This is a genomic window from Klebsiella sp. K5-204 (genome assembly GCF_030128585.1).
Classification (GTDB): Bacteria; Pseudomonadota; Gammaproteobacteria; order Enterobacterales; family Enterobacteriaceae; genus Klebsiella; species Klebsiella quasipneumoniae.
In genome coordinates, this window is the sequence record NZ_JAKUZS010000010.1 from 23,001 (window position 1) to 43,945 (window position 20,945).

Annotated in this window: 21 protein-coding genes; 2 read left to right on the forward strand and 19 right to left on the reverse strand. The window is 59.4% G+C overall.

Annotated features, from left to right (window positions below):
- Positions 1-26: 26 nt before the first annotated feature.
- The 3 genes from MKR05_RS22995 to MKR05_RS23005 are packed head-to-tail and all read right to left on the reverse strand — an operon-like array spanning position 27 to position 2,837.
- Entirely contained in the window at positions 27-1,319 is a 1,293-nt protein-coding gene (locus tag MKR05_RS22995) for a DUF445 domain-containing protein (RefSeq protein ID WP_023291837.1), read from the reverse strand.
- Positions 1,312-1,974: a LysE family translocator gene (locus tag MKR05_RS23000; RefSeq protein ID WP_023291838.1), complete on the reverse strand. Its 663-nt coding sequence runs from the start codon at positions 1,972-1,974 to the stop codon at positions 1,312-1,314. The genes MKR05_RS22995 and MKR05_RS23000 overlap by 8 nt, the downstream gene beginning before the upstream one ends.
- Positions 1,975-2,021: 47 nt before the next feature.
- On the reverse strand, positions 2,022-2,837 hold the full coding sequence (locus tag MKR05_RS23005; RefSeq protein ID WP_101989790.1) for an AraC family transcriptional regulator: 816 nt from the start codon (positions 2,835-2,837) through the stop codon (positions 2,022-2,024).
- A gap of 215 nt (positions 2,838-3,052) precedes the next feature.
- Here MKR05_RS23005 and MKR05_RS23010 point away from each other — a divergent pair, with 215 nt between their 5' ends.
- Together MKR05_RS23010 and MKR05_RS23015 are read left to right on the forward strand one after the other, a co-directional pair.
- Complete coding sequence (locus MKR05_RS23010; RefSeq protein ID WP_101989791.1) at positions 3,053-3,955, forward strand: Rpn family recombination-promoting nuclease/putative transposase; 903 nt, start codon at positions 3,053-3,055, stop codon at positions 3,953-3,955.
- A gap of 159 nt (positions 3,956-4,114) precedes the next feature.
- On the forward strand, positions 4,115-5,485 hold the full coding sequence (locus tag MKR05_RS23015) for an NAD-dependent succinate-semialdehyde dehydrogenase (RefSeq protein ID WP_048296596.1): 1,371 nt from the start codon (positions 4,115-4,117) through the stop codon (positions 5,483-5,485).
- Between the two features lie 49 nt (positions 5,486-5,534).
- On the opposite strand, the gene MKR05_RS23020 is transcribed toward MKR05_RS23015, so the two are convergent.
- From MKR05_RS23020 to MKR05_RS23095, 16 genes are all read right to left on the reverse strand, one after another.
- Entirely contained in the window at positions 5,535-5,855 is a 321-nt protein-coding gene (locus MKR05_RS23020; RefSeq protein WP_023291842.1) for a hypothetical protein, read from the reverse strand.
- Positions 5,855-6,400, reverse strand: coding sequence for a YfaZ family outer membrane protein (locus MKR05_RS23025; RefSeq protein ID WP_023291843.1), 546 nt, complete (start codon positions 6,398-6,400; stop codon positions 5,855-5,857). Before MKR05_RS23025 ends, MKR05_RS23020 begins: the two co-directional genes overlap by 1 nt.
- Positions 6,401-6,791: 391 nt before the next feature.
- On the reverse strand, positions 6,792-7,748 hold the full coding sequence (yjiA, locus tag MKR05_RS23030) for a GTPase (protein WP_023291844.1): 957 nt from the start codon (positions 7,746-7,748) through the stop codon (positions 6,792-6,794).
- A gap of 11 nt (positions 7,749-7,759) precedes the next feature.
- Positions 7,760-7,963, reverse strand: a complete 204-nt coding sequence (locus MKR05_RS23035; protein WP_002887451.1) for a YbdD/YjiX family protein — start codon at positions 7,961-7,963, stop codon at positions 7,760-7,762.
- A 110-nt stretch (positions 7,964-8,073) separates the two neighbouring features.
- Positions 8,074-10,224 carry a pyruvate/proton symporter BtsT gene (btsT, locus tag MKR05_RS23040; protein ID WP_101989792.1) on the reverse strand — a complete coding sequence of 717 codons (2,151 nt, stop codon included), beginning with the start codon at positions 10,222-10,224 and terminating at the stop codon, positions 8,074-8,076.
- A 295-nt stretch (positions 10,225-10,519) separates the two neighbouring features.
- The gene (locus MKR05_RS23045) at positions 10,520-11,032 is read right to left on the reverse strand and encodes a 4-hydroxyphenylacetate 3-monooxygenase reductase subunit (protein WP_023291846.1); all 513 of its coding nucleotides are present in this window, start codon (positions 11,030-11,032) and stop codon (positions 10,520-10,522) included.
- Positions 11,033-11,051: 19 nt separating this feature from the next.
- Positions 11,052-12,614, reverse strand: coding sequence for a 4-hydroxyphenylacetate 3-monooxygenase, oxygenase component (gene hpaB / locus MKR05_RS23050; RefSeq protein ID WP_002887473.1), 1,563 nt, complete (start codon positions 12,612-12,614; stop codon positions 11,052-11,054).
- Between the two features lie 223 nt (positions 12,615-12,837).
- Positions 12,838-13,728, reverse strand: a complete 891-nt coding sequence (gene hpaA / locus MKR05_RS23055; RefSeq protein ID WP_032454759.1) for a 4-hydroxyphenylacetate catabolism regulatory protein HpaA — start codon at positions 13,726-13,728, stop codon at positions 12,838-12,840.
- A 9-nt stretch (positions 13,729-13,737) separates the two neighbouring features.
- Entirely contained in the window at positions 13,738-15,096 is a 1,359-nt protein-coding gene (gene hpaX, locus MKR05_RS23060) for a 4-hydroxyphenylacetate permease (RefSeq protein WP_023291848.1), read from the reverse strand.
- A 21-nt stretch (positions 15,097-15,117) separates the two neighbouring features.
- The gene (gene hpaI / locus MKR05_RS23065) at positions 15,118-15,915 is read right to left on the reverse strand and encodes a 4-hydroxy-2-oxoheptanedioate aldolase (RefSeq protein WP_044525283.1); all 798 of its coding nucleotides are present in this window, start codon (positions 15,913-15,915) and stop codon (positions 15,118-15,120) included.
- A gap of 10 nt (positions 15,916-15,925) precedes the next feature.
- Positions 15,926-16,729 carry a 2-oxo-hept-4-ene-1,7-dioate hydratase gene (gene hpaH / locus MKR05_RS23070; protein WP_002887487.1) on the reverse strand — a complete coding sequence of 268 codons (804 nt, stop codon included), beginning with the start codon at positions 16,727-16,729 and terminating at the stop codon, positions 15,926-15,928.
- Positions 16,730-16,836: 107 nt separating this feature from the next.
- Complete coding sequence (locus tag MKR05_RS23075; RefSeq protein ID WP_023291850.1) at positions 16,837-17,217, reverse strand: 5-carboxymethyl-2-hydroxymuconate Delta-isomerase; 381 nt, start codon at positions 17,215-17,217, stop codon at positions 16,837-16,839.
- Positions 17,218-17,226: 9 nt separating this feature from the next.
- On the reverse strand, positions 17,227-18,084 hold the full coding sequence (hpaD, locus tag MKR05_RS23080; protein WP_002887492.1) for a 3,4-dihydroxyphenylacetate 2,3-dioxygenase: 858 nt from the start codon (positions 18,082-18,084) through the stop codon (positions 17,227-17,229).
- 1 nt (position 18,085) lies between these two features.
- Positions 18,086-19,552, reverse strand: coding sequence for a 5-carboxymethyl-2-hydroxymuconate semialdehyde dehydrogenase (gene hpaE / locus MKR05_RS23085; protein ID WP_023291851.1), 1,467 nt, complete (start codon positions 19,550-19,552; stop codon positions 18,086-18,088).
- Entirely contained in the window at positions 19,549-20,313 is a 765-nt protein-coding gene (locus MKR05_RS23090) for a fumarylacetoacetate hydrolase family protein (protein ID WP_044525284.1), read from the reverse strand. The genes hpaE and MKR05_RS23090 overlap by 4 nt, the downstream gene beginning before the upstream one ends.
- Positions 20,310-20,942, reverse strand: coding sequence for a fumarylacetoacetate hydrolase family protein (locus tag MKR05_RS23095; RefSeq protein ID WP_049014166.1), 633 nt, complete (start codon positions 20,940-20,942; stop codon positions 20,310-20,312). Before MKR05_RS23095 ends, MKR05_RS23090 begins: the two co-directional genes overlap by 4 nt.
- Positions 20,943-20,945: the final 3 nt, after the last annotated feature.

The following is a 20,945-nucleotide window of genomic DNA, read 5'->3' on the forward strand; positions in this document are numbered from 1 at the left end:
GCGCGATTGTTCAGATAGTATCATTGCTAACCAATATGCAGATGCAGCAGCGACGGGATCTGCGAGAGCAGCCACAACAACAGGCCGATGGTTCCCCCGACCAGGGTGCCGTTGATGCGGATGAACTGCAGATCTTTACCGATATTAAGCTCGATCTGCCGCGACATATCGCGGGCGTCCCAGCTCTTCACCGTGTCGCTGATATGCCGAGTGAGGAAGGCGGCGAACTCCGGCGCCACCCGGTGCGCAGCCTGCTCCAGGTGTTCGTTAAGCGATTCGCGCAGCGCATCGTCGCGGAGTAAGGTTTCACCGAACCACTGGCCAGCCTCGGCGATGCGCTGCTTGATACGCGAGTCGTCGCTGCTGATATCGTTTTTTACCCAACCGCGCAGGTCGCCCCACACTTCGCCAAGATAGCGGTTGAAGGTCTCATCATTTTTCAGCCAGGCTTTGATGTTATCGGCCTTCTGCGCCAGTTCCGGGTCGGATTTCAGGTTATCGATTAGCTTTTGCGTCGCGCGGTCAAAGGTCTGGCGGATCTGGTGGGTGCGATCGTGAGTGACCTCGTCCAGCAGGGTATTCACGGCGTCGGTGACCATCTCGGCGCTGTGCTCGCCGAGCCACTCGGTGGGTAATAGCCTGGCCTTCAGCGGGTGTTCGGTCTCCAGCCAGCGCACGATGCCGCGGGCGATAAAGGCGCGGGAGCTGTCGCGCTGCAGCAGGGCGATCAGCTGATTTATCAGCGAATCCAGCAGCTTTTGATGGCGGTTGTCGCGGGTCAGCCCCTCCAGCATCATGGCGCTGGTCTGCGTCAGGTCGACCTTATCGATCGCCTTATGCACCGCGCGCCGCAGCAGGCGCTGAATGCGGGCGTCATCGGTCAGTTCGAGAAAACCGCTCATCACCTGTAGCAGGTGCTGGCCGACCCGCCGGGCGTTCTCCGGCTGGCTGAACCAGTTGCCGAGCATCAGAGCTGGTTGATAGCGGCGGATCAGCGCCACCAGCGACGGGGTATCGAGGAACTTCTCTTCCACAAAGCGGCCGAGGTTGTCGGCGATGCGATCTTTGTTGCGCGGGATAATCGCGGTATGGCGGGCGACAAAGGGCAGCGGAATACGACGAAACAGGGCCACCACCGCAAACCAGTCGGCCAGCGCCCCGACCATCGCCGCTTCGGAAATGGCCTTCAGCGCGCTGACCCATGGCGTCGGCGGCAGCAGCAGGGTGGTGATAAATAGCGCGGCGGCGATCAGCAGCAGCGACAGCGCCAGCAGTTTGGCGCGTTTCAGTTCAGCGAGTTTTTCCATAAACTTAAGCATATAACCTGACGGCGAGGTCGTGCAAAAATCGCCAGATAATCCACAGACCGAACATCATCAGGATCGCCCCCGCCGCCCGCTCGACCCGCCAGACGATGGCGCTCAGGCGGTGCTGCACCTGCGGCAGCGCAATCGCGCTCACCAGCAGTAAATCCCAGAAGAACACCACGCTGACCATCCACAGGCCACTTACCGTTTGCTGCAGCAAGGTAACCGCCGGCCCCAGCAGGGAGGTCATCAGCGCCAGATAAAACAGCGCGTTCTTCGGGTTGAGCAGCGATGACCCCAGCCCCAGCAGCAGCTGCTTGCCGAACCCCGGACACGATGCGCGAACGCTCTCCACCGCCAGCGCCGCGGGACGGCTGCGAATCAGCAGGCTGCCAATCCACAGTAAATAGCCTGCGCCCAACAGCTCGATGAGCAAAAACAGCAGCGGCGCCTGGCGCAGAAGCCCCCAGCCAACGATGGCCAGGACTATATACAACGCATTCCCGGCGGCGATGCCGAGACACAGTCCGAGGCTGCCGCGGATCCGGTAGCGTACAGCGTAACCGACCAGCAGAAAAAAATCGGGGCCCGGGCTGAGCAGAGCGACAAAGTGGGACAGGGCTAACGCCGGAAAGGCGGCGGGGAAGAGAGTCGATAAGGTATTCATAGTGGCCTCGATAATGGTGCTGAGGCCACCCTACGCCAGGTGGAAAATTACTTATTGTCGGAAATTGATCGGCTTTGCGCATACTGCCGCGGCGTGGCGGCGGTATAACTGACGAAGGTTTTATGGAAATGGCTCTGATCGGCAAAGCCGGCCTGATAGCCGACGTCGGCAATAGGGTCCCCGGCACGTAATCGCGTTTTCGCATATTCAATGCGCGCCATATTGATCAAACTGGCGGGCGTCAGGCCGGTATCCTGTTTCACGGCGCGGATAACGGTCTCTTTACGTAGCGCGCTGTCGTGGGCCAGCTTATCCAGCGATGGCGGCGCCGGCAGATCTGTCGCCAGGCGCTGAAACAGCAGGGCGCTGGCGTGATGTGGCGCCTGCGGCGCGGCGGCGCACAGCGGCAGCGCGTGCAGGAGCTGCGCCAGCCGGGCGGGCAGTTGCTCAATGCGGCCGCGGCTCATCAGGGCGACAATCTGCTGAAAGCAGGCAAAGAGAGGGCTGTCGCGCAGCAGCGGCTGCGGCGAGGTGATACTGGCGCCAGGGGGAATATCCGGACGCTGCGCATGGCACCATGCCGCCTCCAGGTACAGCATATGATAGCTGCGCGGCCGGTCACGCAGCGGATTACAGCTATGCGGCGCGTGCGGCGGGATCACGATCAGATCCCCGGGCTGCAGGAGATATTCCTGACCATTGCACAGGCAGCGCGTTTCACCGTCGATAATCGCCCCCACCGAGAGCTGCGGGTGGCTGTGGCGCTTATAGGCCTGACGGCTGCCCCAGGTGCTGCGCAGCTCCAGCCACGGCAGGCGTTCGTCTCGCCAGAAGGTTTGGGGAATATCTCGGGTATGGTTCACCGCATCGACCTTTGCTGAGGGGATAAATCGTTTATAGCATGCTGCGCCGAGGCTGTCGCCCGCCGGGATTTGCGTACCGCGTCGAAAAAGGATGTCACGCTTGCAGTCCGGGGAAAAATGTTTTCGTCGCGGAATGTAAAATCCCGGTTTCCGGGGTGTCAGCGACATTCATGGGAGGTAGAGTCCCTGCAGGATAAGCAGGCAGGGATGAGCCGATGGCAAAGGGCACCACCTCGACGCCGCATGATGCGGTGTTTAAACAGTTTCTCACTCAGGCCGACATCGCGCGTGATTTCCTGGCGATCCATCTACCGCCTGCGCTGCGTCAGCGCTGCGACCTCGATACCTTACAGCTGGAGTCGGCAAGCTTTATCGAGGAGAGCCTGCGGGCCTGGTACTCCGATGTGCTGTGGTCACTCAAAACCGCGTCTGGCAAGGGATACATTTATGTGGTTATCGAACATCAGAGCTCGCCGGACGTGCAAATGGCTTTTCGCCTGATGCGCTACGCCATCGCCGCGATGCAGCGCCATCTGGATAGCGGTCATACCAGACTGCCGCTGGTGGTGCCGATGCTGTTCTATCACGGAGCGACCACGCCATGCCCGTGGTCGCTCAGCTGGCTGGACTGCTTTGCCGATCCACAGCTGGCGAGGGAGCTTTATGCCTCGCCCTTTCCGCTGGTGGATATCACGGTGATCCCCGACGATGAGATCGTTCGTCACCGGCGCGTGGCATTACTCGAGCTGATACAAAAGCATATTCGCCAGCGCGATTTAATGGCGATTGTTGAGCAGCTGACGACGATTTTACTTAGCGGTGACGCTAATGACAGGCAGATAAAAACGCTGTTTAATTATCTGCTGCAGACTGGCAACGCGCGTCGCTTTGGCCGGTTTATCCAGGAAGTGGCGCAACGGGTTCCTCAGCACAGGGAGAGATTGATGACCATCGCCGAACGATTACAGGAAGTGTGGCGCAGAAAAGGCAAGCGTGAAGGACAGCATGCCGAGGCGCTGCGCATTGCCCAGAGGATGCTGGCCGACGGCATTGCCCGCGAGACGGTGGTGAAAATCACCGGCCTGACCGCCGACGAGATCGCCGCGCTGGCGCATTGATAACGCCGGGACGGCCTGACGGTCGCCCCGGTTAGCCACCGTTATGGAATATTCCGGATATACCTAACTTTACCCGCATCGCCAGCCATCTCGACTACTCTTAATATCCTTAACGGCATTTTTGACTGCCTTAATAGCGATAACAAGGAGACATGCGATATGGCCTATCAGACGGTGAATCCTGCGAACAATCAGCTTATTAAAACGTACCCAGCGCACAGCGATGCGGACGTGGAGGCGGCGCTGCGGCAGGCGGATGCGCTCTATCATTCTGCCTGGGCGAAAGGCGATATTGAACCGCGTCTGGCGGTGCTGCATAAGCTGGCGGATCTGATCGACAGCCGGGCGGAAGATCTGGCGAAAATCGCCAGCGAGGAGATGGGGAAACTCATTAAGCAGAGCCGCGGCGAAGTAAAACTGTGCGCGCAAATCGCCCGCTATTACGCCGATAACGCCAAATCGATGCTGGCGCCGGTGAAATACCCCACCGAACTCGGCGACGCCTGGGTTGAACACCATCCCATCGGCGTATTAGTGGCGGTGGAACCGTGGAACTTCCCCTATTATCAGCTGATGCGCGTCCTGGCGCCAAACCTGGCGGCCGGGAACCCGGTTATCGCCAAACACGCCAGCATTGTGCCGCACTGCGCGGAGACCTTCGCTCATCTGGTGCGCGAGGCCGGCGCACCAGATGGGGCGTGGACCAATCTGTTTATCTCCCAGGATCAGGTGGCGAAGATTATCGCCGACGATCGTGTGCAGGGCGCGGCGCTGACCGGGTCGGAAAAAGCTGGCAGCGTGGTGGCGGCGCAGGCGGCGAAGCATATTAAAAAATCGACCCTGGAACTCGGCGGCAACGATGTGTTTGTGGTGCTCGACGATGCCGACCTCGATCGCGCGGTGAAAATCGGCGTCCAGGCGCGGCTGAACAACGCCGGCCAGGTGTGTACTGCCGCCAAGCGGTTTATCCTGCATGAGAACATCGCTGAGTCGTTTCTGACGAAATTTAGCGAGGCGTTTCGCCAGGTAAAAATAGGCGATCCGCTGGATGAAAGCACCACGCTGGGGCCGCTCTCCTCTAAAGATGCGCTGGAAACCTTAAGCAAGCAGGTTGACGAGGCGGTCAAAAACGGCGCCACGCTGCATCTGGGCGGCAAACCCGTGGCGCGAGACGGTAACTTCTTTGAACCCACTATCCTGACCGGTATCACCCGCGACAACCCGGCGTACTTCGAAGAGTTCTTTGGCCCGGTGGCGCAGATCTACGTGGTGAAAAACGATGAGGAGGCGATTGCGCTTGCCAACGATTCTCACTATGGCCTGGGCGGCGCGGTGTTCAGTCAGGATATCGAACGCGCTAAACGGATGGCATCCGCCATTGAAACCGGGATGGTCTATATCAACTGGCTGACCGATACCGCGCCTGAACTGCCGTTTGGCGGCGTGAAGCGTTCCGGTTATGGCCGGGAGCTCTCCGATCTCGGCATCAAAGAGTTTGTGAACCAAAAGCTGGTGGTGGTTCGCCGCTAAGCCCGACCATAAAAAAACCTGCCATCCGGCAGGTTTTTTTATAATAGATTTATTGCACTTCGACTTTATCCCAGCCGCTTTTGAACATACAGCTGTCGACTAAGGTCTCCCGCTGATATTCATTCGCGTCTTCTACCGTATAACTTGTTTCAACATCCTGTTTCTTATGCTTTTTGTCGGTTTTTTCTGAACTGGACCCGGTCACCACGTTATCCGGAGGGAGATCGACCAGGGCCTGCGCTTCACATTCGGTGAGCTTTTTATGCATGTCGGCATCGCTTAAACCCGGCTTCACCCAGGTATACTGAGTGCAGCCGGTGAGCAGCAACGCCAGGCTCAGCGCAGAGAGCGCGGCGAGACGTGATTTCATCAGAAGGTAATCCCGCCGCCCACGTAGGCGCCATCAATCAGGGTGTGGTTTGGGCGGCCCTCTTTGCCGTCAACGCTCACGTGACGGTAACCGACCTTCAGGGTCAGTGGACCAACCGGGGACCAGCTCACGCCGCCGTTCGCCTCAACATAGTTTTTCACGCTGTTGTTCAGGCCGTCGGGGGCGACATACCCTTCGCCAAACACGTGGATGCTGTCGGTCAGGGCCACGTTGACTCCGCCGCCGACCGGAAACGCGACGCCGTTATCGCCTTTTTTCGGCCCGAGGTAGATAGCTTTCGCGCCAGCGTTGAGCATCACCGGGCCAACTTCCAGATTGTAACCCGCGCCAACGCCGCCGGTCTGGCTACCATCATCGGTATTCTTCAGCCAGTGGCTTTCGGCATACAGGCCGGAAGAGGATTTACCCATTTCCATATTCAGGTTGGTAAAATTCTTACCTTGTTCAACGGTAAACCCCATTGCCATGGCGGAACCAGAGACCGCGGTCAGGGCAGCAACAATCAGGATGTTAAGCTTTTTCATGGTTTGCTCCTCGTCATTAAATTTGTCTGAGGGCACCTTAACAATCGATGTTTACCTCTGCAAATGTGACTTACGTCGATTTTTTATGCTGTATTTGTCAGGAAGGTGTTTTGAAAATGTTGTAATGACGTTGGGTTACGGCGAGGTCAATCATCAAATTTGGTCTGTTTAGCCACAGTTTAATGGGTGGGCTAAACAGAAACTGAACAGGGCGGGCATTAATTATTAAGCATCCTATTCATTGAATTTCTTATTATTTGCAAAAGTGTTTCTGCTGTTACTTATAAAAACGTTGATTTACATTTTTCGACGCGATGACGACGTTTTATCCCTGTCTTTGACGATGTACGGGGAGAGAAGGGGCCTGCGCCTTAGCGCGCAGGCGGGCAGATTAGCGTCGTAGCCCGGCAAATGCCGCGCGAATCTCCTCTTCCGGCAACTGAATGCCGATAAACACCAGCGTGCTGTGCGGCGTTTCATCGCCCCACGGGCGATCCCAGTCGGCGCTGTAGAGGCGCTGCACGCCCTGGAACAGCAGGCGATTTGGCTCGCCGTCGATCCACAGCATCCCTTTATAGCGCATCAATTGCTCGGCGAAGGAGAGCAGCAGATTTTCCATTACACGCGACACTTCGCTGATATCCACCGGGTAATCCATCTCAACCACGATTGATGACACGTCGTTTTGCTTCTCTGCCATAAAGTGGAAACGCGGTTTGCTGTTTACGACGTTCTCTTCCAGCATAAAGCCGCTGGTGTTAAACAACTGGCTAAGATCGATATCGCCGTGAATGACGGTATAAATCGGCGCCCGGGCATTAATGCGCGCCAGCCGTTCGCGCAATTTTTCGGTGTCGCCGGCAACATCAGTTTTGGTCAGCAAAATGCGGTCTGCATAGCCTACCTGCGACTGGGCGATGGTGAACTGATCCATCTGCTGGTCGGCATGGACCGCATCCACCAGGGCGATCACGCCATCCAGCAGATAGCGCTCGCAAAGCACCTCGTGGGAGAAAAAGGTCTGGATAATCGGCCCGGGGTCGGCCATGCCGGTGCATTCAATCACCAGCCGGTCGAACTCGATTTCACCGCGGTCGCGGCTGTCGAGCAGATCGAGCAGGGCGTCTTCCAGTTCGTTGGAGCGCGTACAGCAGATGCAGCCGTTGGTCAGGGTTTTAATCTGCGTGGCGCGGTCGCCGATCAGCTGATCGTCAACGGCGACTTCGCCAAATTCATTTTCAATCACGGCGATTTTAAAGCCGTGCTGTTCGTTAAGAATATGGCGCAACAGGGTGGTTTTACCTGCGCCGAGAAAACCGGTGAGTAGGGTGACTGCAATCGGTGCCATTATTGCCTCCATTAACAGCAGCGGACGCCGCCTTTGCCGTCGCCGCCGTAGCGGGCCTGCTGGCGTTCGCGGAAGAATTCTTCATAAGTCATGTACGGCTGATCCGGATGGTTGGTTTGCATATGGGTGACGTAGTTGTCGTAATCCGGAATGCCAATCAGCATTTTCGCCGCCTGACCGAGATATTTTTTTGCCTGACCTAAGTTACCAAACATTGTAAGTTCCAGATAACGAATAAAGCCGGATGGCGGCTAGCGCCTTCTCCGGCCTACGTTGATGCGCTTTTTTGTAGGCCGGATAAGCGTAGCGCCATCCGGCATCGGGGTTAATGATGTGACGAGGTCTTCACGCCGCCTTCCGGTACCGGCACGTACGGGGTCTCTTTGTCGGTACGCACTTTATTGTTGCGGACAGTGAGCCAGGTTTTGATGCCGTAGAAGATGATGCTGTACACCACCACCAGGAACAGGATACTCAGGCCGGCGTTGGTGTAGTTGTTGACCACGATATGGTTCATGTTGGCAATCTGCTGTGCGGTCAGTTCGCCGCCGGAAGCGATCTTCTCTTTATACTGCTGAGCCATAAAGAAGAAGCCTTCCATCTGCGGGTTGGTGCTGAACAGCTTCAGGCCCAGCGCCCAGGTGGTGCACAGCAGCAGCCACGCAGCCGGGATCACGGTGACCCAGATATATTTGGTGCGCTGCATTTTGACCAGCACCACGGTGCCAAGCACCAGCGCCACCGCGGCCAGCATCTGGTTAGAGATACCGAACAGCGGCCACAGGCTCTTCACGCCGCCCAGCGGGTCGACCACGCCCTGATACAGCAGGTAGCCCCACAGCCCGACGCAGCCGGCGGTACCGATAATCCCGGCGACCAGCGAGTCGGTTTTTTTCAGGAACGGCACGAAGTTACCCAGCAGATCCTGCAGCATAAAGCGGCCTGCGCGGGTCCCCGCATCCAGCGCGGTGAGGATAAACAGCGCTTCAAACAGGATACCGAAGTGGTACCAGAAGCCCATATCCGCCATCGGGATGATTTTGTGGAACACATGAGCGATACCCACGGCCAGCGTCGGCGCGCCGCCCGCGCGGTTCAGTACTGACGGTTCGCCGATATCTTTCGCCGTCTGCAGGATCTGCTCTGGTGAAATTACGAAGCCCCAGGAGCTGACGGTCGCTGCCGCGTGAGCGGTGACATCCCTCAGCTGGGCGGCAATCAGCGCGGCGTTTTCACCGCCCATTTCGTGCAGGTTCGGCATGGTGATGCCCAGACCCGCCGGCGGAGTGTTCATCGCGAAGTAGAGACCCGGTTCGATAATTGATGCCGCCACCAGCGCCATCACCGCCACGAAGGACTCCATCAGCATCGCGCCGTAGCCGATAAAACGGGCGTCGGTTTCGTTAGCCAGCAGCTTCGGCGTGGTGCCGGAGGCGATCAGGGCGTGGAAGCCGGAGACCGCGCCGCAGGCAATAGTGATAAACAGGAACGGGAACAGGGCGCCTTTCCACAGCGGACCGGTACCGTCAATGTACTGGGTCACCGCCGGCATTTTCAGGTCCGGGTTAAGGATCACGATACCCAGCGCCAGGCCAACGATGACGCCGATTTTCAGGAAGGTCGCCAGGTAGTCGCGCGGCGCCAGAATCAGCCATACCGGCAGCAGAGCCGAGATAAACGCGTAGCCAATCAGGGTAAAGGTGATGGTGGTGTCTTTAAAGGTCAGCGCCGGGCCCCAGTACGGGTCGTGGGCAATCACGCCGCCGAAGTAAATAGACGCCACCAGCAGGACGATACCGATGACCGATACTTCGCCTACGCGGCCCGGGCGCAGGAAGCGCATGTAGATCCCCATAAACAGGGCAATAGGCACCGTCGAGCAGACGGTGAAGACGCCCCACGGGCTTTCCGCCAGCGCTTTCACCACGATCAGCGCCAGCACCGCGAGGATGATGATCATTATCAGGAAGCAGCCGAACAGCGCGATGGAGCCCGGTATGGGGCCCATCTCCTGTTTGATCATCTCGCCCAGCGAGGCGCCGTTACGCCGTGAGGAGATAAACAGCACCATAAAGTCCTGTACCGCGCCTGCCAGCACGACGCCCGCCAGCAGCCACAGGGTACCCGGCAGGTAGCCCATCTGCGCGGCGAGCACCGGGCCCACCAGCGGACCGGCGCCGGCAATCGCGGCAAAGTGGTGGCCAAACAGCACGTAGCGGTTGGTCGGCACATAGTTCAGGCCATCGTTATTAATGACCGCCGGCGTGGAGCGCGTCGGGTCTAGCTTCATCACCTTCTGCGCGATATACAGGCTGTAATACCGGTAGGCGACGAGGTACACGGAAACCGACGCCACCACGATCCACAGGGCACTGACGTGCTCACCGCGGCGCAGGGCGACGACTGAGAGGCAAAATGCCCCGATGATCCCGAGAATCACCCAGGGTATGTGCTTGAATAGTTTTTTGGTATCCATAGTAAAACCTGGCGTTAATGAGATGAATAATTGGCCGAAGCCGTCTGGTTTTAAGTAAGAGTTGATGGAGGTATTGATTAGCTAGGCTGCCTCCGATCTTGCCAGACCGGCGCGCGCGTAAAGATGAGTAAATGGGTGAGTGGTTGTATAGGAGGTTAAGCGGTTACTGGAAGGGGTAAGCGGTTGGCTACGAAGTGAACAGGGCGGGATTATGTGATTGTGATCACAGGAGATTGTGGCCTGCGACGCTGTGGGTTAACGCTCCTCCCCAACCGGGGAGGAGCAGACAAGGCGATTACACTGCGACTTCCATTTCCATCATTACCGGGTGGAAGCGGCGCTTAAAGTAGATCAGCCCGTGGCCCTGCTGGCTCAGGGTTATATTCCTGATTTCTACCAGATAGACCAGGTGGGTGCCGATGGTTTGTACCTGGCTAATCTCCCCTTCGAGACTGGCCAGCGACCCCTTCAGCACCGGCTGCCCGAGCGCGCCCTGCTGCCAGCCGCTGAGGGCAAAACGCTCTTCCATCGTCACCCCGGTCATCCCGGCGAAATGACGGGCCATGATTTCCTGTTCATGGTTCAGCACGTTGATGCACAACTTGCCGTTGCCCTGAAACACCGGGTTCATCGCGCTGTTGGCGTTGATACACACCATCACCGAGGGCGGCGTATCCGTCACCGAGCACACCGCCGTGGCGGTAATCCCGCAGCGGCCGGCTTCGCCTGCGGTGGTGACCACGTTAACCGCCGCCGACAGGCTGGCCATGGCATCGCGAAAACGCAGGCGTTGTTCATCTAATTGCATTATGACCTCCCGCTGCGAATTACTTCAGCAGCTTATCCAACATGTTGATATCAGCGTTATTGTGCAGATGCGGCACCGTCCAGCCGTTCTGGTCGTACTCGGACAGGCAGCGGTCGACCATCGCCATCATCTTGTCCATATTGCCGGAGCTCTGCGCCTGGCGCAGACACTGCAGGCGAATCTCATCCTGGCTACCGGAGTAGTTGATTTCATACAGCTCGTGGCGGCCGCCGAACTCGCTGCCGATGGCGTCCCACATCAGTTTGAGGATCTTGATACGTTCAACGTGATCCATACCGTTGGAGCCGCGCACATACTTCGCCAGATACTGGTCAATCTGCGGGTTGTTCAGATCGCGGGCGCTGGACGGCAGATAAATCAGGCCGCTGGTGACGTTGCGCTCGATGATGTTCTTGATCTTGGCGTAGGCCATCGGGGCCATCACGCGATAGGTCTGCAGCGCGGCGTGATCCGGCAGCCATGCGCCGTTGACCCACGGCGTCGCTTCCGAGCACATGGAATCGCTCAGCGCCCAGAACATGTTGCGCCATGCCACCACTTCGCCGAGGTCGGCCTGCACGCCGCGGAACTCGAGGGTGCCGGTACATTCCAGCGAGCGCTTCAGCAGGGCGGTGATAAAGTCCAGTTTTACCGCCAGACGTACGCAGGCCTGCAGCGGGTACATGCGGGCGAAACCCCCTTCCATGGTCCAGCGGCGGCAGCGGTCGAAGTCGCGATAAATCAGCACGTTCTCCCATGGGATCAGCACCTTATCCATTACCAGAATCGCGTCGTTCTCGTCGAAACGGCTGGAGAGCGGATAGTCGTACGGGGAGCCGGTCGCGCCGGCGACCATCTCATAGGAGGCGCGGGAGATCAGCTTGACGCCTTCGGCGTCCATCGGCGCGACGAACATCAGCGCGAAGTCCGGGTTTTCGCCCATCACCTGCGCGGAGCCGAAGCCGATCATGTTGTAGTGGGTCAGCGCCGAGTTGGTGGCGACCACTTTCGCGCCGCTGACGATGATCCCGGCATCGGTCTCTTTTTCCAGCTTGATGTAGACGTCCTTCACTTCATCGGCCGGCTTGTGGCGGTCGATCGGCGGGTTGACGATCGCATGGTTAAAGTACAGGCCGGTTTCCTGAATGCGGGTGTACCAGTTGCGGGCGTTCTGCTCGAACTGGCCGTAAAACGCCGGGTTGGCGCCCAGCGCGCAGCCGAAGGCGGCTTTATAGTCCGGGGTGCGGCCCATCCAGCCGTAGCTTAGGCGCGACCACTCGGCGATGGCGTCGCGCTGCTGGCGCAGATCGTCGGCGCTTTTCGCCACGCGGAAGAATTTGTGGGTGTAGCCGCCGCTGCCGGTATCGGTGCCCCAGCACAGGGAATCCTGCATCTCCGGTTTGTGCAGTGCATCGTACAGTTGAGCGACGGAGGCCGCGGCGTTACGGAAGGCCGGGTGGGTGGTGACATCCTTCACGCGCTCGCCGTAGATATAAATTTCGCGGCCATCCTGCAGGCTTTTTAAATACTCTTCGCCAGTTAACGGGCGTTTCGCGTCGGCGCGGAAATCTTCAGGTTTCATAGGGGCCTCTTCAGTATTTATCGGAAAATGATGTTAAATATATGTTTTGTTTTTGTTGTTCAATTGAAGCGGTTATTGCGCTTGTCGTGAAGGGACGTTTGCGACAACGACGGGTACTTTTCAGGCGGGAGTGAATTTTGTGATCTCTGCAGCGTTTGTCGGCTGACGCGGCGCTGAACCGACCTGTGGACCATCGCCCGGCAGGCGCAGCGCCAGCGGGGAATTACGATACCGGTACTTTTTGCGCCCGGTAGCTGCTGGGCGAGCAGCCGACCTGGCGGCTAAAAAAGCGCGCAAAATAAGCGGGGTCTTTAAACCCCAGCTGCCAGGCTATCTCATTGACGGCGCTATCGGAGAACAGCAGCAGGCGCTTCGCCTCGCGCAGCTGGCGGTCGAATATCAGCCGTTTGGGCGAACGGTTGGCAAAGCGGCGACAGATATCGGTCAGCCGCGATTCGGTCAGGTGCAGTTCCCTGGCGTAATCCGGTACCGTCCAGTGCTGATGGTAGTGGCTGTCGATCATCTGGTTAAAGCGCTGGAATAGCTTCAGCTCGCCGCGCATGCCGCTGGCGGCGTGATCGTCGAGCTTTGCGTTACGCAAAAGCAGGGTAAAGACCGCCTGCGCCAGCAGCGCCAGGGTGTGCTCGCGCCCCGGCAACTGGGCGGTGGATTCCCGGCGGATCAGCTGCCAGTAGTGGGTCAGCGCCGCCAGCTCGTCGGGTTTGTCCGCCAGCGACAGGCAGATCCCCGGCAGGCCGAAGGTCTCCCGCGTGCCGGGATAGAGCACCTCCAGCAGCGGCCAGATGAGTTCTTCGTGCACCGTCAGCACATGGCCATCGCTATCGGACTCGGTAATAAAGGCGTGCGGCACCGAGGGCGGCGTTAACACAAACAATGGCGCCTGCACCGAATAGCGATGGTCATCAAGCTGCAGCTCAATCTGCCCGGTATCAAGATAGTGCATCTGGAAATAGCGGTCGTGGCGATGCGCCTGCATGTCGCGGCCAAAAAAGGCCGCCATGCGGGAAAACGACTGATAGTGCACCTCTTCGGTGCCCAGGCTCTCGTCGTAATCTTTATTGATATCGATATTGGCGATGGAATGCTGGCACATACCCGCTCCTTAGTGGCCTTTTTGCGCCGCTAAGCCCGGCGCGGCGGCGGCGTCCTCACGCTGGCTCATTGGAATGCGGGTGAGCACCAGCGCGCCGACAATCAGCAGCCCGGCGACAAACCACAGCCCGGAGCTAAAGCTGCCGGTGGTATCGCGCAAAATGCCGATCAACAGCGGGCTGACGGCAGAGCCGACGTTGCCGATGGCGTTGATCACCGCCAGCGCCACCGCGCGCGACTGCAGGCTGATCACCCGATCCGGGGTGGTCCAGAAAATGGCCATCGCGGTAAAGGATCCCACCGAAGCCATAATAATGCCGATCAGCTGGATCAGGCTGTGGTGAGTTGCCGAAGCCAGCAGCCAACCCGCCGCGGCGAACAGGTAGGGCAGGATGGTATGCATCTTGCGCTCTTTGCGCCGGTCGGAGCGGCGGCTCCACCAGATCATGCCGAAAATAGTGCAGAACTGCGGGATCGCCGCCAGCAGGCCAATCATGATGTTGCTACTGCCGGTGTTGAAGCTCTGCAGGATCTGCGGCGTCCAGATATTAATGGCGCTCAGGGTATTGGTCAGGCAGAAGTAGGCCAGGGTATACATCAGCACCGCTGGCGTCAGGACTTCGCGCAGCGTGGAACGCGGCGAAGCCGGAACGACCGCCGCATTTTCCCGTTCACGATCGATCATCGCCTTCAGCGCCTGTTTTTCTTCGCTATCGAGCCAGTTGGCTTTATCCGGCGTGTCGTTGAGGAAGAACCAGGTGACGACGCCGAGCACCACCGACGGCAGGCCTTCCAGCAGAAACAGCCACTGCCAGCCCTTCAGGTTCCACAGGCCATCGAGCGCCAGAATATAGCCGGAAAGTATCGATCCGAGCATCATGGTCACCGGCATGGCGATCATAAACAGGGCGTTGGCGCGGGCGCGATGGTAGGCCGGGAACCACCAGGTCAGATAGACGAGGATCCCCGGTAGAAAACCAGCCTCGGCGATGCCGACCAGCATGCGCAGGATGTACAGCGTATGCGGGCTGGTGGCGAACATGGTGCAGGTCGAGGCGATCCCCCAGACCACCATAATTCCGGCGATCCAACGGCGCGCGCCGACTTTCGCCAGCATGATATTGCTGGGGATCCCGCACAGCACGTAGGTGACGTAGAACAGCGTCGCCGCCAGGCCGAACATGGTGGAGGTCAGACCGAGGTCTTTGCCCATCGTCAGGCCGGCGAAGCCGATATTAATGCGGTCCAAAAATGAGAAAACAAAGAGAACAAACAGGAAGGTAATCAGGCGGCGGAACAGCTTTTTGATCACCCGGTTTTCTACTTCAACGGCTTTATTATCATTGTGTTGCAGGGTAGAGGTAGTCATGTTGCGCTCCACATTATCCGTTCAATAGACGGATTTATTGTTATCGGTTGTGGTCGTTGCGGTGTGGGTAAAACGGGCCGCCAGCGCTTCTGCGCCGCGCGCCAGCAGGGTGGTATCGACGCCGACGGCGACGAACAGCGCGCCCAGTTCGAGATAGCGCTTCGCCAGCGCTTCATTGGCCATCAGGATCCCCGGCGCCTTACCGGCCTGACGGATTTGCTGGATGGCCTGTTCAATGGCGGCCTGCACTTCCGGGTGCTGCGGATTGCCGCCATGGCCCATATCGGCGCTGAGGTCCGCCGGGCCGATAAACACGCCGTCCACCCCGTCGACATCGAGGATCTGCGGCAGATTTTTCAGCGCTTCGCGGGTTTCAATCTGTACCAGGACGCACATGGCGTCGTTGGCCTGGTGAAGATAATCCGGCACCCGATTCCAGCGCGAGGCGCGGGCCAGCGCGCTGCCGACGCCGCGAATGCCGGCGGGCGGGTAGCGGGTGGCTCTGACTGCCAGCCGCGCTTCGTCGGCGTTCTGCACCATGGGCACCAGCAGGGTTTGCGCGCCGATATCCAGCAGCTGTTTGATCTGTACCGGGTCGTTCCACGATGGGCGAACCACCGGCTGGCTGGGGTAGGGGGCGATGGCCTGAAGCTGGGTCAGCACCGTTTGCACATTGTTGGGCGCGTGTTCGCCGTCGATCAGCAGCCAGTCGAAGCCGGCGCCGGCCAGCAGTTCGGCGCTGTAGCTACTGCACAGCCCCAGCCACAGGCCGATTTGCGGACGCCCGGCCTTAAGCGCCGCTTTAAAAGCGTTGTTCATGTTGCTCTCCTCAGACAAAGCGGCAGCTGATGGCGCCCATGTTGCCGTAGTCGACGTGGAAGGTATCGCCCTTGCGCGCCGGGACCGGACGGGTGAAGGAGCCGCCGAGGATGATTTGCCCGGCTTCGAGCTGGACATCGTACGGCGCCAGTTTGTTGGCCAGCCAGGCCACGCCGTTGGCCGGGTGATTGAGCACCCCCGCGGCGACGCCGGTCTCCTCAATCACGCCGTTGCGATACAGCAGGGCGGAGATCCAGCGCAGATCCAGCTCGTCGGGCTTGATCGGGCGGCCGCCGAGGATCACCCCGGCGTTGGCGGCGTTATCGGAAATGGTGTCGAACACTTTACGCGGGCGCTGGGTTTCCGGGTCGATGTTGTGGCAGCGGGCGTCAATCAGCTCCAGCGCCGGGATCACGTAGTCGGTGGCGTTGTAGACATCAAACAGGGTGCAGTTCGGGCCGCGCAGCGGTTTGGCCAGCACGAACGCCAGCTCGACTTCGATACGCGGAACGATAAAGCGGTCGGTGGGGATATCGCTGCCGTCGTGGAAGAACATATCGTCAAGCAGCGCGCCGTAGTCCGGCTCGCTGATCTGCGAGCTGGCCTGCATGGCTTTTGAGGTCAGGCCGATCTTGTGGCCTTTGAGTACGCGGCCTTCGGCGATCTTCATCTCGACCCACTCGCGCTGTACGGCGTAGGCGTCCTCAATGGTGATCGACGGATAATCCAGCGAGATCGCGCGGATCTGTTCACGCTGTTTTTCGGCCTGATTCAGCCGCTGGGCAATCAGGGTTCGGGTCTGTTTATCGAGCATAGTGATTCCTGTGGCATTGTATTGCCGGATGGCGCTTCGCTTATCCGGCCTACAATTCATGGCCGCTGTAGGCCCGGTAAGCGCAGCGCCACCGAGCAATTTGCACGTTATTTAAATAAGGCGTGCACGTTGTTCTGTTTGTAGTTCAGCGTCGGATCGAGCTCTTCCATGGCGAACGACAGCGCCAGGTAGCGGCTCTCCATCAGCGCCGCGAAGTGGGATTTGATCAGCGCGAACAGCATATCTCCCACGTCCTGACGGCTCTCCAGGCTGCGCCCGGCACCGATCTTCAGCGTCATATGGACAAAGGCGTAATCCTGCCTGCCGTCGGCCATCTGCCAGGTATCCAGCCAGTGGGCACGGCTGCGGATCCCGCCGATCGGAAAGATGCCGGTAGCGGCCAGCGCCTCGTTGACTTTGGCGAACAGCCCAGGCAGATCGGCCTGCTCGCGGATGTTGTCGGTACATTCGGCGATAAAATGCGGCATAGGGCCTCCTTACGCCTGCGCCGGCAGCGGGAACACGGCGTTAACCTGGCCGGTGCCGGAGCTGGCGAACAGCTCGGTGATAAACTCCACCTTGCCGTCGTATTTATCCCAGCCCAGCAGACCGAGCAGCATCACCGTGTCGTGCATGTTGCCTTCGCCGTAGCAGTAGTCGGCGTACTCCGGCAGCATGGTGCAGAACTCTTTAAATTTGCCCTCGCGCCACAGCTTCACCACCCGCTCATCCATCTGATGATCGAACTCGCGGGTGTAGCTGTTCATGCCTTCTTCGGCACGCTGATCGTCGATAAAGCGGTGCGACAGCGAGCCGCTGGCCAGCACCGCCACGGTGCCGTCATATTTCTCAATGGCTTTGAGGATCGCTTCGCCCAGCCTGCGGCTGTCGGCAAAGTCGTGAACGGTACAGAAGGCGGAAATGGACACCACCTTGAAGTGCTTATCGCTGTTCATGTAGCGCATCGGCACCAGGGTGCCGTACTCCAGCTTCAGGCTCGGAATATTGTGCGCTTTGGCGCGTACCCCGAGCTTCACCGCCTCGTCGGCGATGAGCTGACCCAGCTCCGGGTTGCCGTCATAGTCGTAGGTCATGTCGCGAATAAAGTGCGGCAGTTCGTTACTGGTGTAGACGCCCTGGAAATGGTCGGCGCAGTTGATGTGGTAGGCGCTGTTGACCAGCCAGTGGGTATCGAACACGATGATGGTATCGACGCCCATTTCCCGGCAGCGCTTGCCAATTTCTTTATGCCCGTCGATAGCGCCCTGGCGGCAGCCGTGGTTTTTCCCCGGCAGCTCAGACAGGTACATCGACGGCACGTGAGTGATTTTTGCTGCTAACGCTAACTTACCCATATCAGACTCCCCATTTCGGGATCGGATGGTCGCCCATCGAGATGCAGACGTTTTTCATTTCGGCGAACACTTCAAAGCTGTACTCGCCGCCTTCGCGGCCGGTGCCGGAGGCCTTCACGCCGCCGAACGGCTGACGCAGGTCGCGGACGTTCTGGGTGTTGACGAACACCATCCCGGCTTCAATACCGCGCGCCAGACGCAGCACTTTGCTGACGTCCTGGGTCCAGATATACGACGCCAGGCCGTATTCCACATCGTTCGCCAGGCGCAGCCCTTCCGCCTCGTCTTTGAACGGCAGCAGGCAGGCGACCGGGCCAAAAATCTCTTCCTGCGCGACGCGCATGCGGTTGTCGACATCCGCCAGCACCGTCGGGCGCAGGAAATTGCCGGCTTTCAGATGCGCCGGCAGGTCGGACGGTTTATCCGCGCCGCCGGCCAGCAGGGTCGCCCCTTCTTCAATGCCGAGGCGGATATAGCCGGAGACTTTCTCCCAATGTTGCTGGCTAATCAGCGCGCCAACCTGGGTGTTCGGGTCGGTTGGATCGCCGACGCGCAGGCGGTTAGCGCGCTCGGCGAAGCGCTTAACGAACTCGGGGTAGATGCTCTGCTGAATGAAAATGCGCGAGCCGGCGGTGCAGCGTTCGCCGTTGATCGAGAAGATGGTGAACAGCGCGGCGTCGAGGGCGCGCTCAATATCGGCGTCTTCGAAAATCAGCACCGGCGATTTGCCGCCCAGCTCCATGGAGTACTTTTTCAGACCGGCATTTTTCATGATGTTGCGCCCGGTGGCGGTACCGCCGGTAAACGATACCGCGCGCACGTCATGGTGGCGTACCAGCGCATCGCCCGCCGTCGCGCCGTAGCCCTGCACCACGTTCAGTACCCCCGCCGGAATACCCGCTTCCAGCGCCAGTTCGCCCAGACGGTCGGCGGTCAGCGGCGACAGCTCGGACATCTTCAGCACCGCGGTATTCCCCAACGCCAGGCACGGCGCCACCTTCCAGGTGGCGGTCATAAACGGCACGTTCCACGGCGACACCAGCGCGCAGACGCCCACCGGCTGCACCAGGGTGTAGTTCAGCATCTTGTCGTCGACCGGATAGGTCTTACCGTTCATCTGCTGGCACACTTCGGCGAAAAACTCGAAATTGTGGGAGGCGCGCGGGATCAGCACGTTTTTGGTCTGGTGGATAGGCAGACCGGTATCGGCGGTTTCCATCGCCGCGATCTCCGGGACGTTCTGATCGATCAGATCCCCGAGGCGGCGCATCAGACGCGCGCGCTCTTTCATCGGCAGGTTAGCCCACTTCGGGAAGGCCTCTTTCGCCGCCGCTACCGCCTGATGGACTTCGGCTTCACCGCCGGCGGCGACTTCCGCCAGCACTTCGCCGGTGGCCGGGTTGGTGGTATGAAAATAGTCTGCGCCGGCAACGTTTTTACCGTTGATCCAATGGTTAATCTTTTTCATGACAGTGTCTCCTCATACGCTTGCTGGCTGATGATATGGTTGACCAGGCGGCCCACGCCCTCGACTTCAACGATCACCTCGTCGCCTGGCACCACGTCGGACAGCCCTTTCGGCGTGCCGGTGGCGATCATGTCGCCCGGTTGCAGGGTCATAAATTCGCTTAAGTAAGCGATGAGAAACGGGATGCTGAAGATCAGATCGGCGGTGGTGCCCTGCTGGCGCAGCTCGCCATTGACCCAGGTGCGCAGGGCCAGATTATGCGGATCCGGGATCGCCTCTTTGCCGACGATCCACGGGCCGATCGGCGTCAGGGTGTCGCGGCTTTTCACCCGCAGGTTTGGCCGGTAGTAGTTTTCCAGATAGTCGCGGATCGCGTAGTCGTTGCAGACGGTATAGCCGGCGACATAGTCCATGGCCTCGGCTTCGCTGACGCGGCGGGCGGTTTTACCGATCACCACCACCAGTTCAGCTTCGTAGTGCATGTATTCCACGTTATCCGGGCGTACCGACTGCTGCTGGTGGCCAGTAAAGGTGTTTGGCGCTTTGATAAACACCAGCGGCTCGGTTGGCGGCTTAAACGCCAGCTCGCTGGCGTGGTCGGCGTAGTTCAGCCCCAGCGCGAACAGCGTGCCGTCGGCGGGCGGCAGCCAGCGGAATTCACCTTCTTTCAATACCGTGCCATCGTCCAGGCGTACCTGGTCGCGTTCATCGACCACCGCATCGCGTACCTGTCCCTGCCATTCAATACGTGCCTGTTTCATGCCAGCTCTCCTTCTGCGACAACCGGGTTTTCCAGCGCCGGGAAGCCCTCGGCGAGAATACGTACGCGATCGCCGGGACGCAGCGTAACGCGGGAGTGGGGCGTACCGATGAGGATCGCGTCGCCGGGATTGAGAGTGGCGAATTCGCTCAAGGCGCTCAGCAGCTGCGCGGCGTTACGCTGCAGATCGCCGGTATGCCAGCTGTCCGCTTCGCGGCCGTTGATTTCGGTGATGATGGTCAGGTTATCGACGTTGCGCACCGGCGACAGCGCGCCGACGGGGCAGAAACCATCGCGGCACTTGGCCTTGATCGCCGGGCGATAAAAACTCTCTTCCGGCAGGCTGACGTCGTTCGCCAGCGCGTAGCCGGCGATATAGTTCGCCGCCTCTTCCGCCGCCACCTTGCGCGCGGTTTTGCCGACAATCAGCGCCACGGTGGCGCCGCTTTGCACGGTTTCGCCCTGCGGATAGGGGATCGCCTCGCCATCGCCAATCACGGTATTGCGCGGCTTGATAAACCAGACCGCGGTTTTCGGCGGCGTTTTGTAGGGGGCCTGTTGAAACGCCTCGCGCCAGGCGTCGAGCTGGCTGCGATGATTGAGCGCAACGGCGAAGATGGTACCTTTCATTCA

Coding starts and splice junctions, on each gene's coding strand:
- MKR05_RS23010 (WP_101989791.1), top strand. CDS start 3,053: ATGGCAAAGGGCACCACCTCGACGCCGCATGATGCGGTGTTTAAACAG.
- MKR05_RS23035 (WP_002887451.1), bottom strand. CDS start 7,963: ATGTTTGGTAACTTAGGTCAGGCAAAAAAATATCTCGGTCAGGCGGCG.
- MKR05_RS23045 (WP_023291846.1), bottom strand. CDS start 11,032: ATGCAATTAGATGAACAACGCCTGCGTTTTCGCGATGCCATGGCCAGC.
- MKR05_RS23020 (WP_023291842.1), bottom strand. CDS start 5,855: ATGAAATCACGTCTCGCCGCGCTCTCTGCGCTGAGCCTGGCGTTGCTG.
- MKR05_RS22995 (WP_023291837.1), bottom strand. CDS start 1,319: ATGCTTAAGTTTATGGAAAAACTCGCTGAACTGAAACGCGCCAAACTG.
- MKR05_RS23025 (WP_023291843.1), bottom strand. CDS start 6,400: ATGAAAAAGCTTAACATCCTGATTGTTGCTGCCCTGACCGCGGTCTCT.
- yjiA (WP_023291844.1), bottom strand. CDS start 7,748: ATGGCACCGATTGCAGTCACCCTACTCACCGGTTTTCTCGGCGCAGGT.
- hpaI (WP_044525283.1), bottom strand. CDS start 15,915: ATGAACAACGCTTTTAAAGCGGCGCTTAAGGCCGGGCGTCCGCAAATC.
- MKR05_RS23095 (WP_049014166.1), bottom strand. CDS start 20,942: ATGAAAGGTACCATCTTCGCCGTTGCGCTCAATCATCGCAGCCAGCTC.
- hpaB (WP_002887473.1), bottom strand. CDS start 12,614: ATGAAACCTGAAGATTTCCGCGCCGACGCGAAACGCCCGTTAACTGGC.
- MKR05_RS23000 (WP_023291838.1), bottom strand. CDS start 1,974: ATGAATACCTTATCGACTCTCTTCCCCGCCGCCTTTCCGGCGTTAGCC.
- hpaX (WP_023291848.1), bottom strand. CDS start 15,096: ATGACTACCTCTACCCTGCAACACAATGATAATAAAGCCGTTGAAGTA.
- MKR05_RS23090 (WP_044525284.1), bottom strand. CDS start 20,313: ATGAAACAGGCACGTATTGAATGGCAGGGACAGGTACGCGATGCGGTG.
- hpaA (WP_032454759.1), bottom strand. CDS start 13,728: ATGTGCCAGCATTCCATCGCCAATATCGATATCAATAAAGATTACGAC.
- hpaE (WP_023291851.1), bottom strand. CDS start 19,552: ATGAAAAAGATTAACCATTGGATCAACGGTAAAAACGTTGCCGGCGCA.
- hpaD (WP_002887492.1), bottom strand. CDS start 18,084: ATGGGTAAGTTAGCGTTAGCAGCAAAAATCACTCACGTGCCGTCGATG.
- MKR05_RS23015 (WP_048296596.1), top strand. CDS start 4,115: ATGGCCTATCAGACGGTGAATCCTGCGAACAATCAGCTTATTAAAACG.
- hpaH (WP_002887487.1), bottom strand. CDS start 16,729: ATGCTCGATAAACAGACCCGAACCCTGATTGCCCAGCGGCTGAATCAG.
- btsT (WP_101989792.1), bottom strand. CDS start 10,224: ATGGATACCAAAAAACTATTCAAGCACATACCCTGGGTGATTCTCGGG.
- MKR05_RS23075 (WP_023291850.1), bottom strand. CDS start 17,217: ATGCCGCATTTTATCGCCGAATGTACCGACAACATCCGCGAGCAGGCC.